At 65.9% G+C, this 18,994-nt stretch carries 21 protein-coding genes and 1 pseudogene; 9 read left to right on the top strand and 13 right to left on the bottom strand.

The features are described 5' to 3' along the window. The 3 genes from NZ849_RS04070 to trxB form a co-directional block, all read right to left on the bottom strand. Window positions 1-218, bottom strand: a 218-nt coding sequence (locus tag NZ849_RS04070) for a TRAP transporter small permease subunit (RefSeq protein ID WP_367182943.1), incomplete at its 3' end; no start/stop codon positions are given. A gap of 137 nt (window positions 219-355) precedes the next feature. Further along, entirely contained in the window at window positions 356-1,420 is a 1,065-nt protein-coding gene (locus NZ849_RS04065; protein ID WP_295404453.1) for a C4-dicarboxylate transporter, read from the bottom strand. Between the two features lie 8 nt (window positions 1,421-1,428). Continuing rightward, window positions 1,429-2,367, bottom strand: coding sequence for a thioredoxin-disulfide reductase (trxB, locus tag NZ849_RS04060; RefSeq protein WP_295404450.1), 939 nt, complete (start codon window positions 2,365-2,367; stop codon window positions 1,429-1,431). 585 nt (window positions 2,368-2,952) lie between these two features. On the opposite strand from trxB, the gene NZ849_RS04055 reads away from it, so the two are divergent. From NZ849_RS04055 to NZ849_RS04030, 6 genes are read left to right on the top strand one after another with little or no spacing between them, the layout of a single operon-like run. After that, the gene (locus tag NZ849_RS04055; RefSeq protein WP_295404445.1) at window positions 2,953-4,149 is read left to right on the top strand and encodes a NosD domain-containing protein; all 1,197 of its coding nucleotides are present in this window, start codon (window positions 2,953-2,955) and stop codon (window positions 4,147-4,149) included. Further along, window positions 4,134-4,772 (top strand): ATP-binding cassette domain-containing protein, encoded by a 639-nt coding sequence (locus tag NZ849_RS04050; protein ID WP_295404442.1) that lies wholly within the window; start codon window positions 4,134-4,136, stop codon window positions 4,770-4,772. Before NZ849_RS04055 ends, NZ849_RS04050 begins: the two co-directional genes overlap by 16 nt. Then, the gene (locus tag NZ849_RS04045) at window positions 4,753-5,412 is read left to right on the top strand and encodes a nitrous oxide reductase accessory protein NosL (RefSeq protein WP_295404439.1); all 660 of its coding nucleotides are present in this window, start codon (window positions 4,753-4,755) and stop codon (window positions 5,410-5,412) included. Before NZ849_RS04050 ends, NZ849_RS04045 begins: the two co-directional genes overlap by 20 nt. Before the next feature lie 52 nt (window positions 5,413-5,464). Then, window positions 5,465-5,968, top strand: a complete 504-nt coding sequence (locus NZ849_RS04040) for a nitrous oxide reductase accessory protein NosL (RefSeq protein ID WP_295404436.1) — start codon at window positions 5,465-5,467, stop codon at window positions 5,966-5,968. Then, window positions 5,965-6,720, top strand: coding sequence for a hypothetical protein (locus NZ849_RS04035; protein ID WP_295404434.1), 756 nt, complete (start codon window positions 5,965-5,967; stop codon window positions 6,718-6,720). Before NZ849_RS04040 ends, NZ849_RS04035 begins: the two co-directional genes overlap by 4 nt. An 8-nt stretch (window positions 6,721-6,728) precedes the next feature. After that, window positions 6,729-7,157, top strand: a complete 429-nt coding sequence (locus NZ849_RS04030; RefSeq protein ID WP_295404432.1) for a copper chaperone PCu(A)C — start codon at window positions 6,729-6,731, stop codon at window positions 7,155-7,157. 2 nt (window positions 7,158-7,159) lie between these two features. On the opposite strand, the gene NZ849_RS04025 is transcribed toward NZ849_RS04030, so the two are convergent. Next, entirely contained in the window at window positions 7,160-7,519 is a 360-nt protein-coding gene (locus NZ849_RS04025; RefSeq protein WP_295404428.1) for a rhodanese-like domain-containing protein, read from the bottom strand. A 95-nt stretch (window positions 7,520-7,614) separates the two neighbouring features. On the opposite strand from NZ849_RS04025, the gene NZ849_RS04020 reads away from it, so the two are divergent. From NZ849_RS04020 to NZ849_RS04010, 3 genes are read left to right on the top strand one after another with little or no spacing between them, the layout of a single operon-like run. After that, on the top strand, window positions 7,615-8,292 hold the full coding sequence (locus NZ849_RS04020) for a thioredoxin family protein (protein ID WP_295404425.1): 678 nt from the start codon (window positions 7,615-7,617) through the stop codon (window positions 8,290-8,292). Next, window positions 8,289-8,654: a rhodanese-like domain-containing protein gene (locus NZ849_RS04015; RefSeq protein ID WP_295404422.1), complete on the top strand. Its 366-nt coding sequence runs from the start codon at window positions 8,289-8,291 to the stop codon at window positions 8,652-8,654. Before NZ849_RS04020 ends, NZ849_RS04015 begins: the two co-directional genes overlap by 4 nt. Before the next feature lie 3 nt (window positions 8,655-8,657). After that, the gene (locus NZ849_RS04010; protein WP_295404419.1) at window positions 8,658-8,930 is read left to right on the top strand and encodes a metal-sensitive transcriptional regulator; all 273 of its coding nucleotides are present in this window, start codon (window positions 8,658-8,660) and stop codon (window positions 8,928-8,930) included. Between the two features lie 231 nt (window positions 8,931-9,161). Here NZ849_RS04010 and uvrB read toward each other — a convergent pair whose 3' ends face one another. The 9 genes and pseudogenes from uvrB to soxC form a co-directional block, all read right to left on the bottom strand. After that, a complete protein-coding gene (gene uvrB, locus NZ849_RS04005) occupies window positions 9,162-11,162 on the bottom strand; it encodes an excinuclease ABC subunit UvrB (protein ID WP_295404416.1) in 2,001 nt (666 codons plus the stop codon). A 59-nt stretch (window positions 11,163-11,221) separates the two neighbouring features. Beyond that, the gene (gene aguB, locus NZ849_RS04000; protein WP_295404413.1) at window positions 11,222-12,097 is read right to left on the bottom strand and encodes an N-carbamoylputrescine amidase; all 876 of its coding nucleotides are present in this window, start codon (window positions 12,095-12,097) and stop codon (window positions 11,222-11,224) included. Then, a complete protein-coding gene (locus NZ849_RS03995) occupies window positions 12,094-13,134 on the bottom strand; it encodes an agmatine deiminase family protein (RefSeq protein WP_295404410.1) in 1,041 nt (346 codons plus the stop codon). The genes aguB and NZ849_RS03995 overlap by 4 nt, the downstream gene beginning before the upstream one ends. 20 nt (window positions 13,135-13,154) lie before the next feature. Next, entirely contained in the window at window positions 13,155-14,255 is a 1,101-nt protein-coding gene (locus tag NZ849_RS03990; protein WP_295404406.1) for an aminotransferase class I/II-fold pyridoxal phosphate-dependent enzyme, read from the bottom strand. 176 nt (window positions 14,256-14,431) lie between these two features. Next, window positions 14,432-15,034: pseudogene (gene purN / locus NZ849_RS03985) on the bottom strand (phosphoribosylglycinamide formyltransferase); the annotation flags it as partial. 659 nt (window positions 15,035-15,693) lie between these two features. Further along, window positions 15,694-16,362, bottom strand: a complete 669-nt coding sequence (locus NZ849_RS03980) for a cytochrome c biogenesis CcdA family protein (RefSeq protein ID WP_295404403.1) — start codon at window positions 16,360-16,362, stop codon at window positions 15,694-15,696. 16 nt (window positions 16,363-16,378) lie between these two features. Beyond that, a complete protein-coding gene (locus NZ849_RS03975; protein ID WP_295404400.1) occupies window positions 16,379-17,104 on the bottom strand; it encodes a Rieske 2Fe-2S domain-containing protein in 726 nt (241 codons plus the stop codon). An 8-nt stretch (window positions 17,105-17,112) separates the two neighbouring features. Next, on the bottom strand, window positions 17,113-17,682 hold the full coding sequence (locus NZ849_RS03970) for a cytochrome c (RefSeq protein WP_295404397.1): 570 nt from the start codon (window positions 17,680-17,682) through the stop codon (window positions 17,113-17,115). Then, window positions 17,679-18,986: a sulfite dehydrogenase gene (gene soxC, locus NZ849_RS03965; RefSeq protein WP_295404393.1), complete on the bottom strand. Its 1,308-nt coding sequence runs from the start codon at window positions 18,984-18,986 to the stop codon at window positions 17,679-17,681. The genes NZ849_RS03970 and soxC overlap by 4 nt, the downstream gene beginning before the upstream one ends. Between the last annotated feature and the right edge of the window lie 8 nt (window positions 18,987-18,994).

Here is an 18,994-nt window from a genome sequence, read left to right as displayed (position 1 = left end):
TTGTGCTTGAGGGCGTAGGCCCCGCCCAGGAGGAAGATGAGGCTGAACATGTACCACTGGGCCTCGAGGTAGGCGTTGGAGCTGTAGCTGAAGCCGTAGCGCATGATGGCGTTTCCCGCAGACAGGAGGGCCACCAACAGGACCAGCCAGACTACCAGGCGCCCCACCCCTTCCGTAACGGCGTCTATGGCTCGAGACAAACCTAGGAGAAAGCGCATTTTTACCCCGCAAGAAAATCGGCCCCATCCTACCTAGGAAGAGGATGGGTGTCAATTCGCTCAGCAGGGCGTTTTTCTACGTTTGGTGGAGGCACATCAGCAATTAGGCCCACCCCCCAGGCGAACCGCTGCCAGCGTCACTTAGGTGGGCGCAGGGCCCCCAGGCCGGCCCAAGCCCGTAGGGAGTGGAGAGTTACCCAAAGCCAGAACGCCCCGAGCAGCAGGAGCAAGCCCCAGGCCAGCCCCCCGAGGAAAGCCGAGCCCAACGCCCTGGCCAGGGCCAGTGTGGCCAGGGTAAAAGCCCCCAGCGGAAAGACGAACCCCCACCAACCCGGCGCGAAGTGAAACTGCGCACGGCGGCAGTCCACAAGGAGGGTGTCGAGAAGCAGGGCCAGGCTGTAGAAGAGCCACCAAAGCCCCAGGCCCCAGACCGCGAGCCCCACCACCGGCCAGGCTTCAGGCCAGCCCCCGGGCACCAGCCCAGCCCTCACCCCGCCCTCGAGCCAGCGCCAGGGTGAGAGCACCAGAAGCCCCACCGGGGCCAGCCCGATGAAGACCGAGGGCAAGAGGTGCGGCTCGAGCCGCCCGTGGGCGTACAGCCGCTGCAGAAAGCTGGCCATCACGGGGAGGAAGAGGAAAAACCCGATGCCCAGGAAAAGCCCGCTCATCACCCAGACTTCCTGTTGCCAGGCCTGAGGAAAGGTCTCGAGCCAGGCCCCAGCGGTGATCGGTACCAGCAGGGCCGAGACCGGCGGAATGAACCAGGCTCCGTTGGCAGCCTCCAGGGGGAGCCTGAGCCGGGTGCTCACCACGAACACCACCAGCAGGCCCACCAGAAAGATGAGCGGCATACCCAGCCAAAAAAGCCCCTGGCCCAGCGGCACCGACCACGCCCCCAAGGGCAGCGCCCGGGTGGCTAGGCTCATCACCAGAAGGGCGATGGGCAGCGTGGGCAGCATCTGCGAAAGCAAGGGGTGCTGCAAGTCGGAGAGCACTGCCTGCGGGTGGCGCAGGAGCTTGGCCAGGTAGAGCCCCAAGAGGGCCAGAAGGGTCAGGAGGGCCAGCCAGTAGACCGGTAGGGCCAGCCCCATCAGGCCGAACTGGGCTAGGGCCTGGGCCAGCACCCCAGTGCCCATCACCGAGGCAAACCAGGCCGGGTTCAGGTAGCGCACGCTGGGACGAGCCGGAAGAGCGGCTTCCATACCCCCTCCTAGCGGGCGGTAACGTGCTCCTGTTCGGCCAGGTAGCGCTCGGCCATCATAGCCGCCCGGGTGCCAGCCCCCACGCTGGTGGAAAGCTGCCGGTAGATGGGGTCGGCCACATCCCCGGCGGCAAAAAGCCCCGGCACCGAGGTGAAGATTTCATCACGCACCGCCACATAGCCGTCCGGGCGCAGCTCCACCAGACCCCTAAGGAAGCCGGTGTTGGGCTCATGCCCGATGAAGACGAAAACCCCATCGGTGGGGTAGTCGTAGACCTCCCCAGTCTTGAGGTTCCGCAGGCGCACCCCCGTCACGGTTTCCTCACCCAGAATTTCCTCCACCACCGTATCCCAGATGAAGTGCATCTTGGGGTTGGCAAAGGCCCGGGCCTGGGCAGTCTTGTTGGCCCGCAGGGCGTCGCGGCGGTGCACCAGGGTGACCTTGTTGGCGAACTTGGTGAGGAAAAGCCCCTCCTCCACCGCGGCGTCTCCCCCGCCAACCACCACCACCTCCTTACCCCGGTAGAAGAAGCCGTCGCAGGTCGCGCAGGTGCTCACCCCACGCCCATAGAACTTCTCCTCACCGGGCACGCCCAGCCTCTTGGGGTTGGCCCCGGTGGCCAGGATGACCACCCGGGCCTTGTAGTCCTGCTCGTAGCCCCGCACCACAAAGCCCTCGGGGGTCTTCTCGATGCCCTGGGCCTCGTCCATCACAATCTGGGCCCCAAAGCGTTTGGCCTGCTGGACCATCCGCTCGGAGAGCTCCGGCCCACTGATGGGCTCGGGGAAGCCGGGGTAGTTCTCCACCTCCTCGGTCTGGGCAATCTGGCCCCCGGGCAGGCCCCTCTCCAAGATAAGGGTCCTTAGGTTGGCCCGGCCCGCGTAGATGCCGGCGGTGAGGCCGGCGGGACCGCCCCCGATGATCACCACGTCGTAGGTCTGGCTCATGGCAAGGTCTCCTCTACCAGCATACGCTGGCCCCTCCGCCTGAGTATAGCATACCCCCTGGGGATATTTAGCTGGGACAAATTTCCCCCCTGAGGGGGCAGCTATACTGTTCCCGAGCTATGCTGGCTCGAGCCCCCCAGCGGCATCCCCTCCTGGCCTTGGCCTTGGCGGGGCTTGTGCTTCTGGTCTCGAGCCAGTATGCCCTGCGCAACCCAAAGAGCCAAGCACTCCCGGTTCGTTTTATCGGGACAGACATCTGCACCTTCCACCCCGGCTCCCCCCAACCTCAGCCAACCCCTTCCCCTAGCCACACCCATTCGCCCCACTGCCCCCTCTGCATCCCCGGGGGGTTCAGCGACGGGGCCGCACCGCTGGTCGCGGTACCGCTCCCCATCCCCCGCCTCCTCAGCACAACAGGCCCACAGCAACCGCAGAAGCTGCACTTGGCCCCGGTCCTCCCGCCGCTCAACCGGGGGCCGCCTTGGGTTGGCTGAACGCGGCTCAGCTCCGGCTGCGGGCAGACCTAACCCGTGGCCATCTGAATAGCTGATTCCAGCCCCTCCCCTTGCTGAACACGCAGCGTCTATGCTGGTGCTTCACCCTCCTACCCCTTTGCCCCCCCTGTACCCCGGCCAGACCGTGGTGCTGGAAGCTGGTGTACACCAGGGCCCCTGGACGATTACCACCCCGGGGGTACGCCTGGTAGCCCGCCCCGGCGCAGTACTGGACGGTGGGGGTAAGGGCACCGCGCTCACCCTAAGGGCAGCGGGAATTGTGGTGGAGGGCCTCGAGGTGCAAAACGTGGGTCCAGGCGATGACTTCTACGAACCCGACGCAGCCGTGACGCTCTACCAGTGCGAGGGCTGCGTGGTGCGTGGGCTTCGGGCCAAAGGGGTGACAGGCGGTATACGGGTGGAGAAATCCAACCGCGCAGTGGTGGAAAACTGCGAATTGGTGGGCACCCAGGCGGCCCCCGGCTTGCAAACCTACCGCAGCGATGGGGTGGTGCTGCGGGGCAACCGGATTCGGGGCTTTCTGGACAACCTCTACGTGGAATACGGCGAACGGGTGGTGGTGGAGGGCAATCGGGTGGAATCCGGAGAACGCTACGGCCTGCACCTGATGTTTACCTACCAGGCCCAGGTCCGGGGCAACCACAGCCAGGGTAACCGGGTGGGCTCGGCCCTCATGCACGGAGCCGAAAACTGGGTGGAGGGCAACACCTTTGCCCGGGAAGTGGGACCTCTGCGCTATGGGCTCCTGCTGCAAGAGGAGTGGAAGGCCACCCTGAAGGGCAACCGCTTCCTGGGGAGCACCATCGGGCTTTTTTCGCTGGACTCGAGGGACACCCAGCTCCTCGACAACCGCTTTGAGGGCAACGGCACCGCCCTCCTCTTCGCCCGCGATGCCGACCAAAACACCCTGAAAGCTACCGCCAACACCTTTGTGGGCAACCTGCACGACGTGGCAGTGGACGACCCCCGGGCCAGGGTGGTGCTCCGGGGCAACGCCTTCGACCGGGCCGCGCCCCTGCCCATCCCCCACCTGCCCAGCAGCAGCTTTGCCCTCCTGAGCGCCCGCCAGCCCGATCTGAGCCTCCTGGCCCTCTCGCCGGGGGTTCTGCTCTGGGAGGCCGCTGAGGCCAAGGTGCCGGGGCTGCGCCTGCTGGCCCTAGCCGACCCGGAGGCCCGGCCTGCCTCGCCGCCTGCAACCCCTACCGCGCCCAGCCTGCTGGGGCTGGCCCTTCTGAGCCTGTTGGGAGGTCTATGGTTGAGGTGGTAGACCTGCACAAAAAGGGGCGGCTCTCGGGCGTAAACCTCCGGCTGGACTCGGGCAGCCTGGCCCTGCTGGGCCCCAACGGGGCCGGCAAGAGCACCCTCCTGAGCCTCCTGGCCGGGCGGATAAGGCCCGATGGCGGGGTGGTGCGGCTCTTCGGGCAAGACCCCCGGAGCCCGGGGGCAGCCCGCGCGCGGGCCTACATCCCCCAGCACCTGAGCTTTCCCCCCACCTTGCGGGTGGAAGAAATTATGGAAGCGGCCCGCCGCCTCAAAGGGGCAACCCCAAGGGATAAGGACGAAGCCATCCTGCGCATGGGCCTGGAGGGCCACCTGAAGCGCCCGGTGGCCCAACTCTCGGGCGGCTGGCGGCAGCGGCTGGCCCTGGCCACCGGGCTGATGGGCTACCCCCTCCTCTGGCTCCTGGACGAACCCGCCTCGGCGCTGGATGGCGAGGGGCTGGAGCGCCTGCAGGACTGGCTGGCCGCCCACCTCGCCATGGGGGGGCTGGCGATTTTATCGGCCCACCGGCAAGAAGAACTCTCGCGCCTGGCCGAGCGCTATGTGCGCCTGGAAAACGGCCGGGTGGTTGACCAAGGCAGTGTGAACTATGCACAAGAACCGTCGTGAAGTGATCCGGATGCTTTCGGCTCTAGGTGCTTCGGCAGCCCTCTCGCAAGCTCTAGCTCAGCACATGCAGCCCATGCAGCCCGCAGCCCCGGCCAGCCTCGAGACCATCGCTGCCAAGGCCATTCCCTGGGACAGCGGTAAGTGCGACTTCTGCGAGATGCCGCTCAAGACCCCCGCGCCGGGGGCCTGGATGGGCCGCACCTTCGCCCCGGGTTTCTTCGAGCAGACCTACAGCCAGATTGCCCTCAAGGAGGCCAAGCAGGGAAAGGACGCACACCACTTCGAGTCCATCGCCTGCATGGTGAACTACGCCTGGGTCTACGGGATCCGCGATGGGGTAGGCACCACCTTCTACGTGACCGACCGGGGGGCCTACGACCCGGCCAAGGGTCCGGCTGCGGTGAGCCTGATTCCCGCCCGCCAAGCGGTGTACCTCTGGGGCGAGAAGCGCGGCTGGGTGGTCATGGACGCCAAGATTGCTGCCTTCCGTAGCCAGGAGGCGGCCCTGGCCTTTGCCCGGGCCAACCCCGACCTGGGCCGTACCCGCATCCTGGACTGGCAGACCCTCTTGGACCTGGCCCCCCTGCCGGAGATGAACCTGGTGAGCCTGCTGGCCAAGCACGCTGGCCTGCTCAAGTAAGCGTACGTCTAGGCCGGAGGTTGATCCCCGCCTCCGGCCCATCCGAGGAACCATGAAGCGGCGCACCCTGATCAAAGGACTGCTGGCCCTGCCCCTGGGCTCGGGCATGCTGCAACCGGTGCTGGCGGCGGCCCGGCCCCTGCGGGTGGGGGTGGATGCCTGCCCCTACTGCAACATGACCCTCCTGGACGCCCGCTACGCCGCGCAGATGGTCACGAGCACCGGCAAGGTCTACCAGTACGACGACGTGGGCTGCCTGCTTGATCACCTGCTGGGCTACGGCGGGCCCAAGGCCACCCCCAAGGAACTCTACGTGGCCGACTTTTCCCTTTCCAGTCGCAAGGAAGCCCGCTTCCTGCCGGTCAACCAAGCCCTGTTTCTCTTCAACGAACGCATCCGCACCCCCATGGGCACCGGCCTGCTGGCCTTCGGCAGCGCCGCCGCCCTGGAGGGCTACCTTAGGGAGCGGCCCCAGCACACCGGCGAAAGGCTTCGCTGGAACGACCTCCTGGCCCTTGGGCGCAGGCGGGCTTGGGTGCCGGGCTACGGGCGATGAACGCTCTCCTGCCGCTGTACGCCAGGGCCCTGCTGCGCAACCCCTGGGCTTTCGCCCCGGTGGGCTTGCTCCCCCTGCTGGCCCTAGCCTTCCAGGGCCGGGGCGAAGCGGTGGCGGTGGTCTCGCTTTACGCCTCGCTCTCGCTCCTGCTCCCGCCCTTTGGGCTGGCCCTGGCGCTACCCCTCCTCACTCCCCGCGAGGACTGGGCCTTCTGGGCCGGGATGCCCCAAAGCCCTGCCCGGCTCTACCTGGCGGGGGTGCTGGGGGTGGGGCTAGGCCTGAGCCTGCCCGTTCTAGCCGGACTGGCCCTGGCGGCGGGGCTCCTGGGGTTGGGGGGTAAGGCCGCCCTGCTCCTTCTGCTGAGCGGGCTGGGCCTGCTATGGCTCTGGATCGCCTGGGCGGGTTGGGTGGGGGCAGGGCTCGAGCCCTCCCGTGCGCTGGGCCTCGGGCTCCTGCTCTGGGGCGTGCTGGTGCTGGCCTACGACCCCCTGGTCATCGGGCTGGCGGTGGCCCTGAGGGAGTATCCCCTGGAACGCTTCCTGCTGCTTGCAGTGCTCCTCAACCCCCTGGAACTCTTCCGGGTGGGGCTCCTGTACGCGCTGGAGGCCCCGGTGCTGGTAGGACCCACGGGCTACTTACTCAAGGAGTTTTTGGGCTACACTGGGGGGCTCTTGCCAGTAGCGGTGGGGCTGATGGCAGTAGGGCTTGGTTTGTGGGGTGCCGCCTGGCGCTTTGCTAGAAGGGACCGATAATGATGGGTATGCGCTGGCTTGCTGTGCTTCTCTTAGGCGGCCTGGCCCTGGCCCAGCCGCTGCGGCTCGAGCAGGGCTGGGTGCGCCGGGTACCGGGCGACATCACCGCGGCCTACTTGGTGCTCTATAACCCTGGGGACCGACCCATCCGGATTGTAGGGGCCAGCACCCCCATCGCCACCCGGGTGGAGTTTCATCAGACCACCCACGCCGGCCATGGCGACCATCAGGACGTCTCAGCGATGAGGCGGGTGGAGGCCCTGGTCGTGCCCGCGCGGGGACGGCTGGAGATTCTGCCCGGCAGGTACCACCTGATGCTCTACGGCCTGCGGGAGAAGAACCCTCGGCCCCTGGCCGAAGGCCAAAAGGTGCCGATCACCTTCAGGCTCGAGGGCGGAGCCACCCTCACCCTCACCCTTACCGTGGAGGCGCGCTAGGGCTAGCGCTGCAGGTCTCCCTTCTTCACCGGTAGACCAGCGGCCTGCCAGGCCGAAAGCCCGCCAGCCAGGTTGTAAACCTCAAAACCCTTGCTGGCAAGGAATTCAGCGGCCTGCTGGCTCCGGTTACCACTCTCGCACTGGCAGATGATGGGACGGTCTTTGGGTAGGCTCTCCCAGCGGCGGGCCAACTCGGCCAAAGGCAGGCCTTGCGAACCTGGAATCTTGGCCAGCTTCCGCTCCAGTGGGGTGCGCACGTCAATCATCAGCGCACCAGCCTTCATCTTCTCATAGGCCTCCTTAGCACCGATCCGGGGCACCCGGGGGCCTAGACCTAGCAGGTTTTTGAGCCAACCCCACACGCAGTCCAGTCTAGGGCTAAAGGCCCTTGCCAAATATATCCCCCGGGGGTATAATGACCCCAGGTGGGGGTACATCCCCCTAAAGGAGCCAGACCATGTTTTTAGACGAGCGAATCCAGGCCCAGGTGCGCGAGATGCTGGCACCCATCCAGAAACCGGTGGAGATGGTGGTCTTCACCACCTCCGGCATCGCCCTACCCGGACAGGAGGTGGGGCTGCAGGAAGAGGCCCTGGGCCTGCTCAGAGAAGTGGCAGCCTTGAACCCCAACCTGAGCGTGGAGCAACGTTCTATCCACTCCGACCCCGAAGCGCAGGCCTTGGGCCTGAGCTATGCGCCCACCATCCTCCTTCGGGAAAAGGGCTCGGAGCGAAACAACATCCGCTTTCTGGGTCTCCCTGCAGGGTACGAGTTCAGCACCCTCCTGGAAGCCCTCCTGATGCTCGGCACGGGTGAGAGCCGGCTCGGGGAAAAGTCGCTGGCTGAGCTGCAAAAGGTGACCTCACCGGTGCGGATGCAGGCCTTCGTGACCCCCACCTGCCCCTACTGCCCGCAGGCGGTGCTGGCCACCTACAAGCTGGCCTACCACAACCCCAACATCGTCGCGGAGGGTGTAGAGGCCAACGAGTTTCCTGCCCTCTCCCGCCGGTACAACATCTCGGGTGTCCCAGACACCATCATCACCGGAGCCGTACAGCAACGCGTTCTGGGGGGTCAGCCGGACAGGGTCTTCGTGGAGGCCGCGGTCAAGGCCAGCGGAGGGGTGGTGGCATGAGAAGGTGGGCCGGTCTCTTGCTGCTGGTAGCCCCGCTGGGCTGGGCCCAGAGCTTCCGGCTCGTGAGCGTGGACGACCTGTACCGGGCCCTGTCAGACCCCAAAACCTTTGTGATCGACGTGCGCACCCCTCAGGAGTTCGCCCAAGGGCACGTCCCCGGGGCGGTCAACTGGCCCCTTCAGGAAATCGACCGCTGGTGGAGCCGGGTGCCCAAGAACCGGGTGGTCTACATCAAGTGCAACACCCAGAACCGCAGCCGGCTGGCGGTGCAGTACCTCCTGGGCAAGGGCTACACTGGCCTTAATCTCGTGCAGGGGGGCATCCAAGCCTGGTTGGCCCGCCGCTACCCTGTGGAGCGCTGAGCCATGACCCCCATCACCCCTTTTTCCAATTCCGATCGGAAAACCCGCATTGTGCACCGGTTGCGCCGTCTGGAGGGCCAGGTGCGGGGGCTACAGAAAATGGTGGAGGAAGAGCGTTCATGCAGGGAGATTCTCACCCTCCTAAGCGGGGTAAAAAGCGCCCTAGATGCGGTGGGAGAGGAAATCCTGGAAGCCTACCTACACCAGTGCCAGGCCGACCCCCAGGCCCAAGCCCCGGGGCAGCTGGTGGAAATGGTGCGGCTCCTGCGAAGGTAGCCCAGCCAGGGGTCCCTGGGGCAGGCTGGTTCCTTTAGCTCTGCGCCGCACCGGGAGCACGACAACGCCCCACCCCACAGGTCCCTACCGGCTTCGCGCAAGCATCAACAACGGCTCTCCCTGCAACAAGGTCGCCTGCACTCAACAGCCCCTTCTGGAGGCCCGCAAGCCAAAACGGGCGGCTCGAACCAGGGACGGCGGAGGGGAAAAGGCCGCAGGGAGGCTTACCGACTAGCGCCTGCGCCGACGGCGGACCTTGCCTACTGCGGTGGGTTCCGGGAGCCCTTTTAGCCGCGCCTCAATGGAGCGCATCTGGTCGCGCAGGGCAGCGGCCCGCTCAAAGTCCAGAGCCTCAGAAGCGGCCCACATCTCGGCCTCGAGCTGCTCCAGCAGGCCCTGCAGGATGAGGGGATCGTCCTGGATGGTTTGGGCCACCTCAGCCCCGTAGTCCTCTGGCTTAACCAGCTTGCGCACCGACTTCTGCACCGTCTGGGGGGTAATGCCGTGGGCTCTGTTGAAGGCCTCCTGGAGGGCCCGTCGACGCTGGGTCTCCTCTATGGCCGCCCGCATGGCCTCGGAAACGGTATCGGCGTAAAGGTAGACCTCGCCCGCCGCATTGCGGGCGGCCCGCCCAATGATCTGGATGAGGGAGCGTTCCGAACGCAGAAAGCCCTGCTTGTCGGCATCCAGGATGGCCACCAGTGAAACCTCGGGTAGGTCAAGGCCCTCCCGCAGGAGGTTGATGCCCACCAGGGCGTCAAAGTAGCCCAGGCGCAGGTCGCGCAGCAGGGCCTGTCGCTCAAAAGCGTCCAGCTCATGGTGCATGTAACGGGCCCGTACCCCGTGCTCCACCAGATAGGCTGTGAGTTCCTCGGCCATGTGCACGGTGAGCACCGTGACCAAGGTGCGCTCGCCCCGCTCAGCCCGCTTGCGAATAGCCCCCATCAGGTCCTCAATCTGGCCCTGGGTGGGCTTGACCGTAACCAGCGGGTCTAGGAGGCCGGTGGGGCGGATAATCTGCTCCACCACCCGGCTGGAGACCTCGAGCTCGAAGGGCCCCGGCGTCGCCGAGACGAAGACCATCTGAGAAATCCGCTCCAGAAACTCATTGAAGCGCAGAGGGCGGTTGTCCAGCGCGCTGGGCAGACGGAAGCCGTAGTCCACCAGGGTTTTCTTGCGCATATAGTCGCCGTTGTACATGCCCCTTATCTGGGGAACACTCACGTGCGACTCATCCAAAAAGACCAGGTAATCCTTGGGAAAATAGTCCAAAAGCGTGTAGGGAGGCTCCCCCGGCGCCTTACCGGACAGGAAGCGGGCGTAGTTTTCAATGCCCGGGCAGGTGCCCATCACCTGGAGCATCTCCAGGTCGTAAAGGGTACGCTCCTTAAGGCGCTGGGCCTCCAGAAGCTTACCCTCAGCCTCAAAGTAGCGCAGCCGCTCCTCCAGCTCCTTGCGAATCTCCGGGATGGCCTGCTTGAGCCGCCATTCCGGGGTGGCGTAGTGGGTGGCCCCCAGGAGGACAAAGCCCGGAAGGTCCCTAAGCCGCTCCCCGGTGACGGGGTGGACCACCGTGATACGGTCTATGGTGTCGCCCCAAAGCTCTATGCGAATCGGCTCTTGCTCGTAAGCAGGCCAGACCTCCACCACCTCCCCCCGAACCCGGAAACGCCCCGCCCGCAGCTCCACATCCCCTCGCTCGTACTGAAGCTCCACCAGACGGGCCAAAAGGACCTCCCGAGGGTAGTCCCGGCCCACCTCCACCACCAGGCTCATGTTGCGATACTCCTCGGGACTGCCCAGGCCGTAGATGGCCGAGACCGAGGCCACCACGATCACGTCTCGCCGGGTGAGCAGGCTGCGGGTGGTGGAGTGGCGCAACCGCTCAATCTCAGGGTTGATGGAGGCGTCCTTCTCAATGTAGAGGTCCCGCCCCGGAACGTAGGCCTCGGGCTGGTAGTAGTCGTAGTAGCTGATGAAGTATTCCACCGCGTTCTCGGGGAACAGCTCACGGAACTCCTGGGAAAGCTGGGCGGCCAACACCTTGTTGGGGGCCATGACCAAGGCTGGCCGCTGCAGGTGCTCGATTACCTTGGCCATGGTCACGGTCTTCCCGGTGCCGGTCGCCCCCAGCAGGGTGACAAAGCGCTCGCCAGCCCGCAGGGCCTCCACCAGGGCTTCGATGGCCTGGGGCTGGTCGCCTTGGGGGGTAGGGCCTTGGTAGCGGAACATACCCCCACAAGCCTAATCCCCCGGCCCAACTTTCTGCCTAAATCAGAATACAATCCGGCCTAGGCGCGCCGGGTCTTGCCGTCTAGGGTCAGCAAGGGGCCGTACAGGTCGGGCCGGCGGTCACGGAAAAACCCGAACCCTGCCCGAAAGCGCCGGGCCTCTTCCAGGTCTAGCTCAGCCACCAGGATGGTCTCCTCCTCCCGACCGGCCTCAGCCAGCTTGTTGCCCATATAGTCGGCGATGAAGGAGGAGCCGTAGTACGTCTGGGTGTGGCCTTCCACCTCCTCCGTCCCCACCCGGTTGGCCGCTGCCAGGTAGCAGAGGTTGGCCACCGCGTGGCCAATCATAACCCGCTGCCACATCTCTTTGGTATCTATTCCCCCTGCCTCCGGGGGTTCAGAGCCAATGGCGGTGGGGTAGAGGAGAACCTCGGCCCCTAGGAGCACCAGACTACGAGCACACTCGGGGTACCACTGGTCCCAACAAATACCAGCCCCCACCACGCCGTAGGGCGTGGGAAAGGCCAAAAAACCGGTGTCGCCGGGGTTGAAGTAGTACTTCTCCTCGTACCCTGGGCCATCGGGAATGTGAGACTTCCGGTAGACACCCGCAATCTCCCCGTCGGGCCCAATCATCGCCAGGCTGTTGTAGTGGGCCTGGCCAGCCCGCTCGAAAAAGGAGACCGGCAGGACCAGCCTCAGCTCTCGAGCGAGCTGCTGGAAGCGGGGGAGGAAGGGATGGCCCTCCACCGGATGGGCCAGCCCAAAGTAATGCTCTCGCTCAGCCTGGCAGAAGTAGAGGCTCTCAAAAAGCTCCGGCAGCAGCACGATCTGAGCCCCCATGGCCGCAGCTTCCCGCACCATCCGAAGGGCTTTGGCCAGGTTGGTCTCCCGCTCCGGGCCCATGGACATCTGGACCACCGCCAGCCGGGTCATGCCCCCCTCCAAACCCGGCCCATCGGCTGCTGCTGGGTAATGCAGTGGAAACTTCCCCCACCGGTGATGAGGTAGCGGCTCTCCAGCCCAATCACCTCGCGTCCCGGAAAAAGCGGGCGCAGGATTTCCAAGGCCCGCTCGTCGTGAGGGTCGCCGTACTGGGGTACCAGCACCACCCCGTTGGCAATGTAGAAATTGGCGTAGGTGAGGGGGAGCCGCTCCCCTCCCAGCCAGCGGGGCTCCTTGGGCAAGGGAAGTTCCACCACCCGAAAACCCCCCAGGCTCTGCAGGATTTCCAGGTTCTCCTTCAAGGGACGGTAGTTGGGATCGTCTGGGTCCAGCGCCACCGAAGTAACCAAAGTGGCTGGAGCGGTGAAGCGGGTCAGGGTGTCGATGTGACCGTCGGTGTGGTCCCCCTGCAGGCCCTCCCCCAACCAGATCAGGGTGTCCACCCCCAGGTACTCCCGAAGGTACTCCTCCAGTTCCTCCTCGTGCAGGTGTGGGTTGCGGCCGGGTGAGAGCAGGCACTGCCGGGTGGTGAGGGCCAGGCCCTGCCCATTGACCTCCAACGCCCCTCCCTCCATCACGATGCCCGGGTAGAAGAGCCGAAGCCCCAGAAGGTGGGCCATCCGCAGGGGCATCTGGTTGTCCAGCTCGGCAGGGTACTTTCTCCCCCAGCCGTTGAACTCCCAGCTAAGGGCGGCCAGCTCGAGCCCCCCCTCCCCCGAGGGTCGCGCCACGAACATGGCCCCCGAGTCGCGCAACCACAGGTCGTCGTGGGGAATCCGGTGGAAGCGAACGTTCCCGTTGAGCCGAGCCCTAGCGTCCCGCTCAGACTCCTCATCATGCACCACCAGCTCCACCGGCTCAAAGCGGGCCAGGGTGTTCACAAACCCAGCCAGCTCCTGTCGGACCGGCTCCAGGTAGCCCTGCCACTTCTCATCGTCGTAGGGCCAGGCGGTCCAGGTAGCAGCGTGCGGGGCCCATTCGGGGGGCATCCGGAAGCCCAGGGCCCTGGGGGTAAGGGTCCTCTCCACAAAGAGAAGAGTATACCAGTTCAGCCGAGCGCCGCCTCGAGGTCAGCCCAGAGGTCTTCCACATCCTCGATGCCTACGCTTAGGCGGACCAGCGAGGGGGGCAGGTGGGCCTGACCGGGGAGGGCTGAGCGCCGCTCGAGGCTCGACTCCACCCCTCCCAGGCTGGTGGCGTGGCGGATGAGCCGAACCCGGGTGCAAAGGGCATCGGCCGCCGCAGCCCCACCCCTCAACTCAAAGGAGACGATGGTCCCAAAGCCCCTTAGGCTGCGCCGGGCCAGGGCGTGCTGGGGATGGGAGGGAAGGCCCGGGTAGTGAACCCGGGCCACCCGGGGGTGCTGGGCCAGCCGTAGGGCCAGCTCCTGCGCGTTTTGCTGGGCCCGCTCCAGCCGGAGGGCCAGGGTCCGCACCCCCCGCACCGCCAGAAAGGCCTCGAGGGTTCCTGGAACCGCTCCAACCAACTCCCGCACCTTCCTGAGGGCCTGGGCCAAGGCGGTGTCTCGGGCCACCACCACCCCCGCTAGGAGGTCAGAGTGACCCCCAATCAACTTGGTGGCTGAGTGCACCACCAAGCTGGCCCCCAGCGCCAGGGGCTGCTGGTTAAGGGGTGTAGCGAAGGTGTTGTCCACCGCCAAAATTCCCCCTGGCTTTCGGGGCGCGGCGCAGATAGCCGCCAGGTCGGCCAGCCGCAGGAGGGGGTTGGAGGGCGACTCGAGCCAGAGCAGATCCGCTCCGGCACAGGCCTGTTCCCAGGCCGCGGTGTCCTCCAGGGGAATTCGCTCCACCCGCCAACGCCCCCGGAGCGCCCCCGCCTCAGCCAGAGCCACCACCCCCTGGTAGCAGTCCTGGGGCAGCACCACCCGGGCCCCCGCCGGGAGCAGGTCAAACACTGCCGCGACCGCGGCCATACCCGAGGCAAAGGCCACCGCCTCGCCCCCCTCGAGCCCTCCCAGAATGTCCTCCAGGGCCTCCCAGGTAGGGGTCCCATCGCTGCGGGCATAAATCCGCTCAGCCCCCCGAACGAAGTTCGAGGCCGGGACCAAAGGGGTGTTAAGGGGCACACCCGGCCCCTCCGGCCGCCCTGCCGCAACCAACCAGGAAGCAGCTTTCAGGTGGCTTCTCATGGGGCGAGTATACCGGCCGGCCACCTCCCTGGCCAAAATCCAGGGCCCCCCGCCTTAAGAATCCACCCTTCCCAGGGACCACGGCGCCGCTGGCCACACCGGCAACGGGGCCCCCATCCCCCTTTTGCCGGGGCATTCCCGTTTGGGTCCTCCATGAGAGGCGAGGGCCAGCTCTAAGGCCGGGCTTCCCCCCTGAGCACCCGCCGGACGGCCTCCGGATAGGCCAGGTGCTCCTGCGCCAGGATGCGGGCCGACAGGGTCTCCTCGGTGTCCCCCGGAAGAACCGGTACCCGCCGCTGAAGGACGATGGGCCCGGTATCCACCCCGGCATCCACAAAGTGAACGGTGCAGCCGGTCTCGCGCACCCCAGCCTGGAGGGCCTGGCGCTGGGCGTGCAACCCCGGGAAAGCTGGGAGCAAGGAGGGGTGTATGTTAAGGATACGCCCAGCCCACTGGCCTACGAACTGAGGGGATAAAATCCTCATGAAACCCGCCAGCAGCACCAGGTCTATTCGCCGTTCGCACAAAAGCTGTCCGGCCACCTCCTCGAAGCGGGCCCGGCCTCCTTCTCCCTTCGGCCAGGGCACGTACTCGGCCTCCACCCCAGACTGCACGGCCTTCTGCAGGGCCAGCGCCTCGCGCCTATCCGAGATCACCAACACCACCCGGCCCAGAGGGTCCTCAGGAGGAAACGCCCTCAAGAGGGCCTCCAGGTTGCTGCCCCGACCGGAGGCCAGTACCGCCAGGCGGGCCGGGCGGCCCAGCGGGAAGGGGCTCATCCAATCCCCCCCCAACCGCGCGCCCGCGGGGCAGCCTCGGGGTAAACCGCTACAGGTTGCTTGGGCATGGCTAGATCAGAAAGGTTGCCGCCACAGGCGGCACACAGAGCTTCCCCCCACAAAAATTCCCGAACCCGTGCGGCTCTGTGGAGCCCAGAGCGCGCCGGTCCTTCCGGCTGGCCGCTAAAATCCCACGCACCCAGCACCATCCCCTTCCCCACCCACTGGGCAAAAGCCCCCGGAACAGGCTGGTCGGTAGCCCGAGCGCCGCCTTCCCGAAGTTCGTCCGCGCCCCCAGGCAGCGCTTGGGCCAGGCCTCTGTGAAAACCGCCCACCCTGCCACCCCCCCAGGGTCAAGGTCGGCCAGCAGTCGAGCAGTCCACCCCATGGGGCCATCCCGAAAGGTTCGGCGGTCCCGCAGTCCCAGCCGGGTGCAAAAGGCCCTCACCAGCCCACGGGGGAAAAAGGCCCGGTAAGCCCCTACCCGCCCGTGGGCCTGCATCCAGGCTACCATCCCACCCAATCCCGCCGGTAGTCGGGGCGCCCTCGGCCAAAGCAGCACTCACTACCCAAACCATGGCTTCAAATCGGCCCACAAAGCCCCTCGCGCCTGGCTCCGGCCAGCCAACGCGAGGGGTCCGCCAATCGGTCTTCCGTCCTCACAACCGCTCCTGCAGCCACTCCGGCGTAATCCTGAGGAAAAAGCTGTTGAGTTGGGTATAGGTTCCGGTGAGCAGGAGCAGCCCCACCGCTATCAGCACCACCCCCGCTAAAATCTCCACCGCATGGGAAAAGCGGGCCGCCCGCCTCAGGAAGGCCCGAGCCCTATCGGCAAAGAGGGCCACCAGCAAGAAAGGCACCGCCAGGCCCAGGATATAGGCCACCAGCAGGTGCACCCCCTCCCCGGTGGCGGTGAGGGTCAGGATGCCCCCCAGAATGGGACCGATGCAGGGCGTCCACCCCAGCCCCAACACCACCCCCAGCACAAACGCCCCCCAGGGCCGGTCGGTGGGGCCCTCATAGCGCAGGTTCACGCCCCATCTGGGCTTGAGGCCCAGCATATACAGCCCCAGGAGAACCAGCACCACCCCACCAACCCGCCCCAGGAGGTCGCGGTACTCGAAAAGAAGCCCCCCCAGAAGGGTAAAGGGCAGGCCCAGCAGGAAGAAGATGGCCGAGAAGCCCAGCACAAAGAAGAGGGCATTCTTCAGGGGGCGGCCCTGCTGGCCCCCCAGGTAGAGCAGGTAAGTGGGCACCAAGGGGAGCACGCAGGGCGAGAGGAAGGAGAGGATTCCCGCCAGGAAAGCAATGGGGAGGCTCAGGGTCATAGGTTGGGATCTAGGGCTACCCCACCACCGGGCAGCTCGTGGGCACCCGGGTATGCTCGGCGTAGGGGATGACGGTGGCCTTGGTCACCTCCTCGCGGGCCCGGGCGGTGGTGCGGAAGAGGTCGCGCAGGCTCTGTTGCTGGGCTCGAAAAAACTCGTCAAACCGGGGATTACCCAAAAAGCCCACGGCGTAGGCCTCATCCTTGGCAGCGTCGTACTCCAGCGCAACCGCGGCCAGGGCGTGGGGGGCGGGGCCACCCTTCACCTCCCCTCCCCTGCTTACATCAAAGGACGAAAGGTGGGCACAGCAGACCATACGGGGCCCCCGGTTGCCCTCAGGTTTGTAGTAGCCCATGGCCCCCAGGTTGGGCGCGGCGTAGCTGTAGCCGTGAGGACAGATGCTGGTATAGGCCACCACGCTCCTGCGAGGACCCACCCCACCGGGCCAGCGGTAGTCCCTGCCGTCGGGCATCTTCACGTCCACTGGGGGCAGTTCGGTGTCCACGTTGACCAGGATGTTGGGGGTGGCGGCGTAGGGGTAAGCGAACACGAAGGGCTCGTGCGGCTTGAGCGTACTCAGCTTGAAGGGGTTGCCCGCTTTGTCCACCAAAAGAGCCCTCTGAAAGCTTGTGGCGCTGCTCTGGGCGCGGACGAACTCGAGCATCCCCACGGGCATTAGCTTGAGCAGAAGCCCCAGGGAAAACCCCTTGTTGAGGAGGTCAATAAAGCTTCGACGATTCATCTTCACCTCTAAGGAAGCCTGAGCCAGGGGAAGCGCTTTTGGGTAGTGGGGTCAAGCTCCAAAATCGCCCGCGCGGGCATCTGCACCTTGGGCAGGGTCTGGGCATTCATGGGCTCGCTGCCATCAATTACACCATTTTGGTAGAGCAGGTAGGCCACCAGGGCGTACACCTCGTCGTCCTTGAGGGTGCCGGGGGCCTGGAAGGGCATGGCCCGGCGGATGTAGTCAAAGAGGGTGGTGGGGTACTGCCAGTAGTTGCCGATCACGAAGTCCACCGGGTCTACGTCCTTGGTAACGGGAAAGGGCTCCCCGACCAAACGGTTGAAGACCCCACCCTGGCCGTTGGCCCCGTGACAGCCCAGGCACTGGGCGTTGTAGACCTGCTCGCCCTCGTCCACAGTGCCCTGGCCGGGTGGAAGCCCACGCCCGTCGGGTAGGATGGAGGGGCGGATATTCCAGCGCTGAACCTCCTGCTCGGTTAGGGGTGTGCCGATCTGGTAGCGGCCCCCACCCCCGGGCTGGGCCAGCACCCCGGCCAGCACCCCCAAGGCCAACAGCACCAGGCCCAGCCGCTTCACGACTCACCCCCACATCCACCTAGCCCTACTGCCCCCAGCCGGTGCGGGGCCAGCGAGGCGGAGAGTGTTCTGTCCCCATTGACCACCTTGCCGTCGGCTTGGATGCGCCAGGCTTGGATGGCGTTGTAATGGTAGCGGTTGTTGCGGGCCCAGCGGGCGAAAAACTCCTCCTGGGTGGGCTGGGTGTTGCCCTTCTCGTCCCAGGCCCGGCTCATGATGACCGTCTCCCTGCCGTCCCAGACCCAGCCCAGCTTGAAGCGCACCACCGAAAGGGGGTCGGGAGAGGGCTCGAGACTGGCCCGGCGCCAGGTCCTCCCTCCATCCAGCGAAACCTCCACCCGAACAATGCGCCCATGCCCGCTCCAGGCCAGGCCCCGGATTTCGTGAAAACCGCGGGTTATCTGCTGCAACCCCGAGGGGTAGGTGATGATGGACTGGGGCTCCATAATCCAGGTGAAGGCGTGGATCTTCCCATTTGCCATGGTGTCGGTGTACTCCGAGGTTTCGTCCTTGGACATCACCGGCATATCGGTTACCTGGATGCGCCGCAGCCATTTGACCATGATGCTGCCCTCCCAGCCCGGTACGATGAGCCGAAGAGGATAGCCCTGCTCGGGACGGAGGGCCTCGCCGTTCTGGGCGTAGGCCACCAGCACGTCCTCCAGGGCTTTCTCCAAGGGCAGACTGCGGGTGTAGGCCGCGGCATCGGCCCCTTCGGGAATGAGCCAGCGAGCCCCCTCTTTGATGCCGGCCTCCTTGAGCAAAATCGCTAGAGGAACCCCCGTCCAGGAGGAGTTGGAGACCAGCCCCCGGCTGCGGGTAGCGGTCAGGGTCATGTCGGGGGGGTTGCGGTAGCCGTTCTGGCCGTTGCCCGCACACTCGATGAAAAGGGTGCGGGTCACCGAGGGCAGTCTCTTGATGTCGGCCATGGTGAAGATAAGGGGCCGCTCCACCATGCCGTGGATGACCAGGCGGTGCTCGGCCGGGTCAATGGTGGGCACCCCTGCGTGGTGTCGCTCAAAGTGCAGCGAACTTGGGGTAATTACCCCATCCAGCTTGTCCAAAGGGGTAAAGTTGGCCCCGGAGTGGCGGGTGCGCAGGTTGGGGGAGATGTAGCGCACCACCCCCTTCTCAAACTCGCTGCGCTCGCCGTACTCCCTCAGCTCGGCACCCAAAAAGCGCATGGGCTCGAAGGCCTTTTCAGAGAACTTCTCCCCTCCTTGGGCCAGACCACCGGAGAGCTTCACAAAAGCCCCGGCGGCGGCCCCTTTGCTCAAGAGTTGCAGCAGTTTACGTCGGTTCATCAGGCGCT

Source organism: Meiothermus sp., assembly GCF_025060375.1.
Classification (GTDB): Bacteria; Deinococcota; Deinococci; order Deinococcales; family Thermaceae; genus Meiothermus.
Note: the sequence above shows the minus strand (reverse complement) of the source record. Positions and strands in the feature narration are given on the sequence as shown.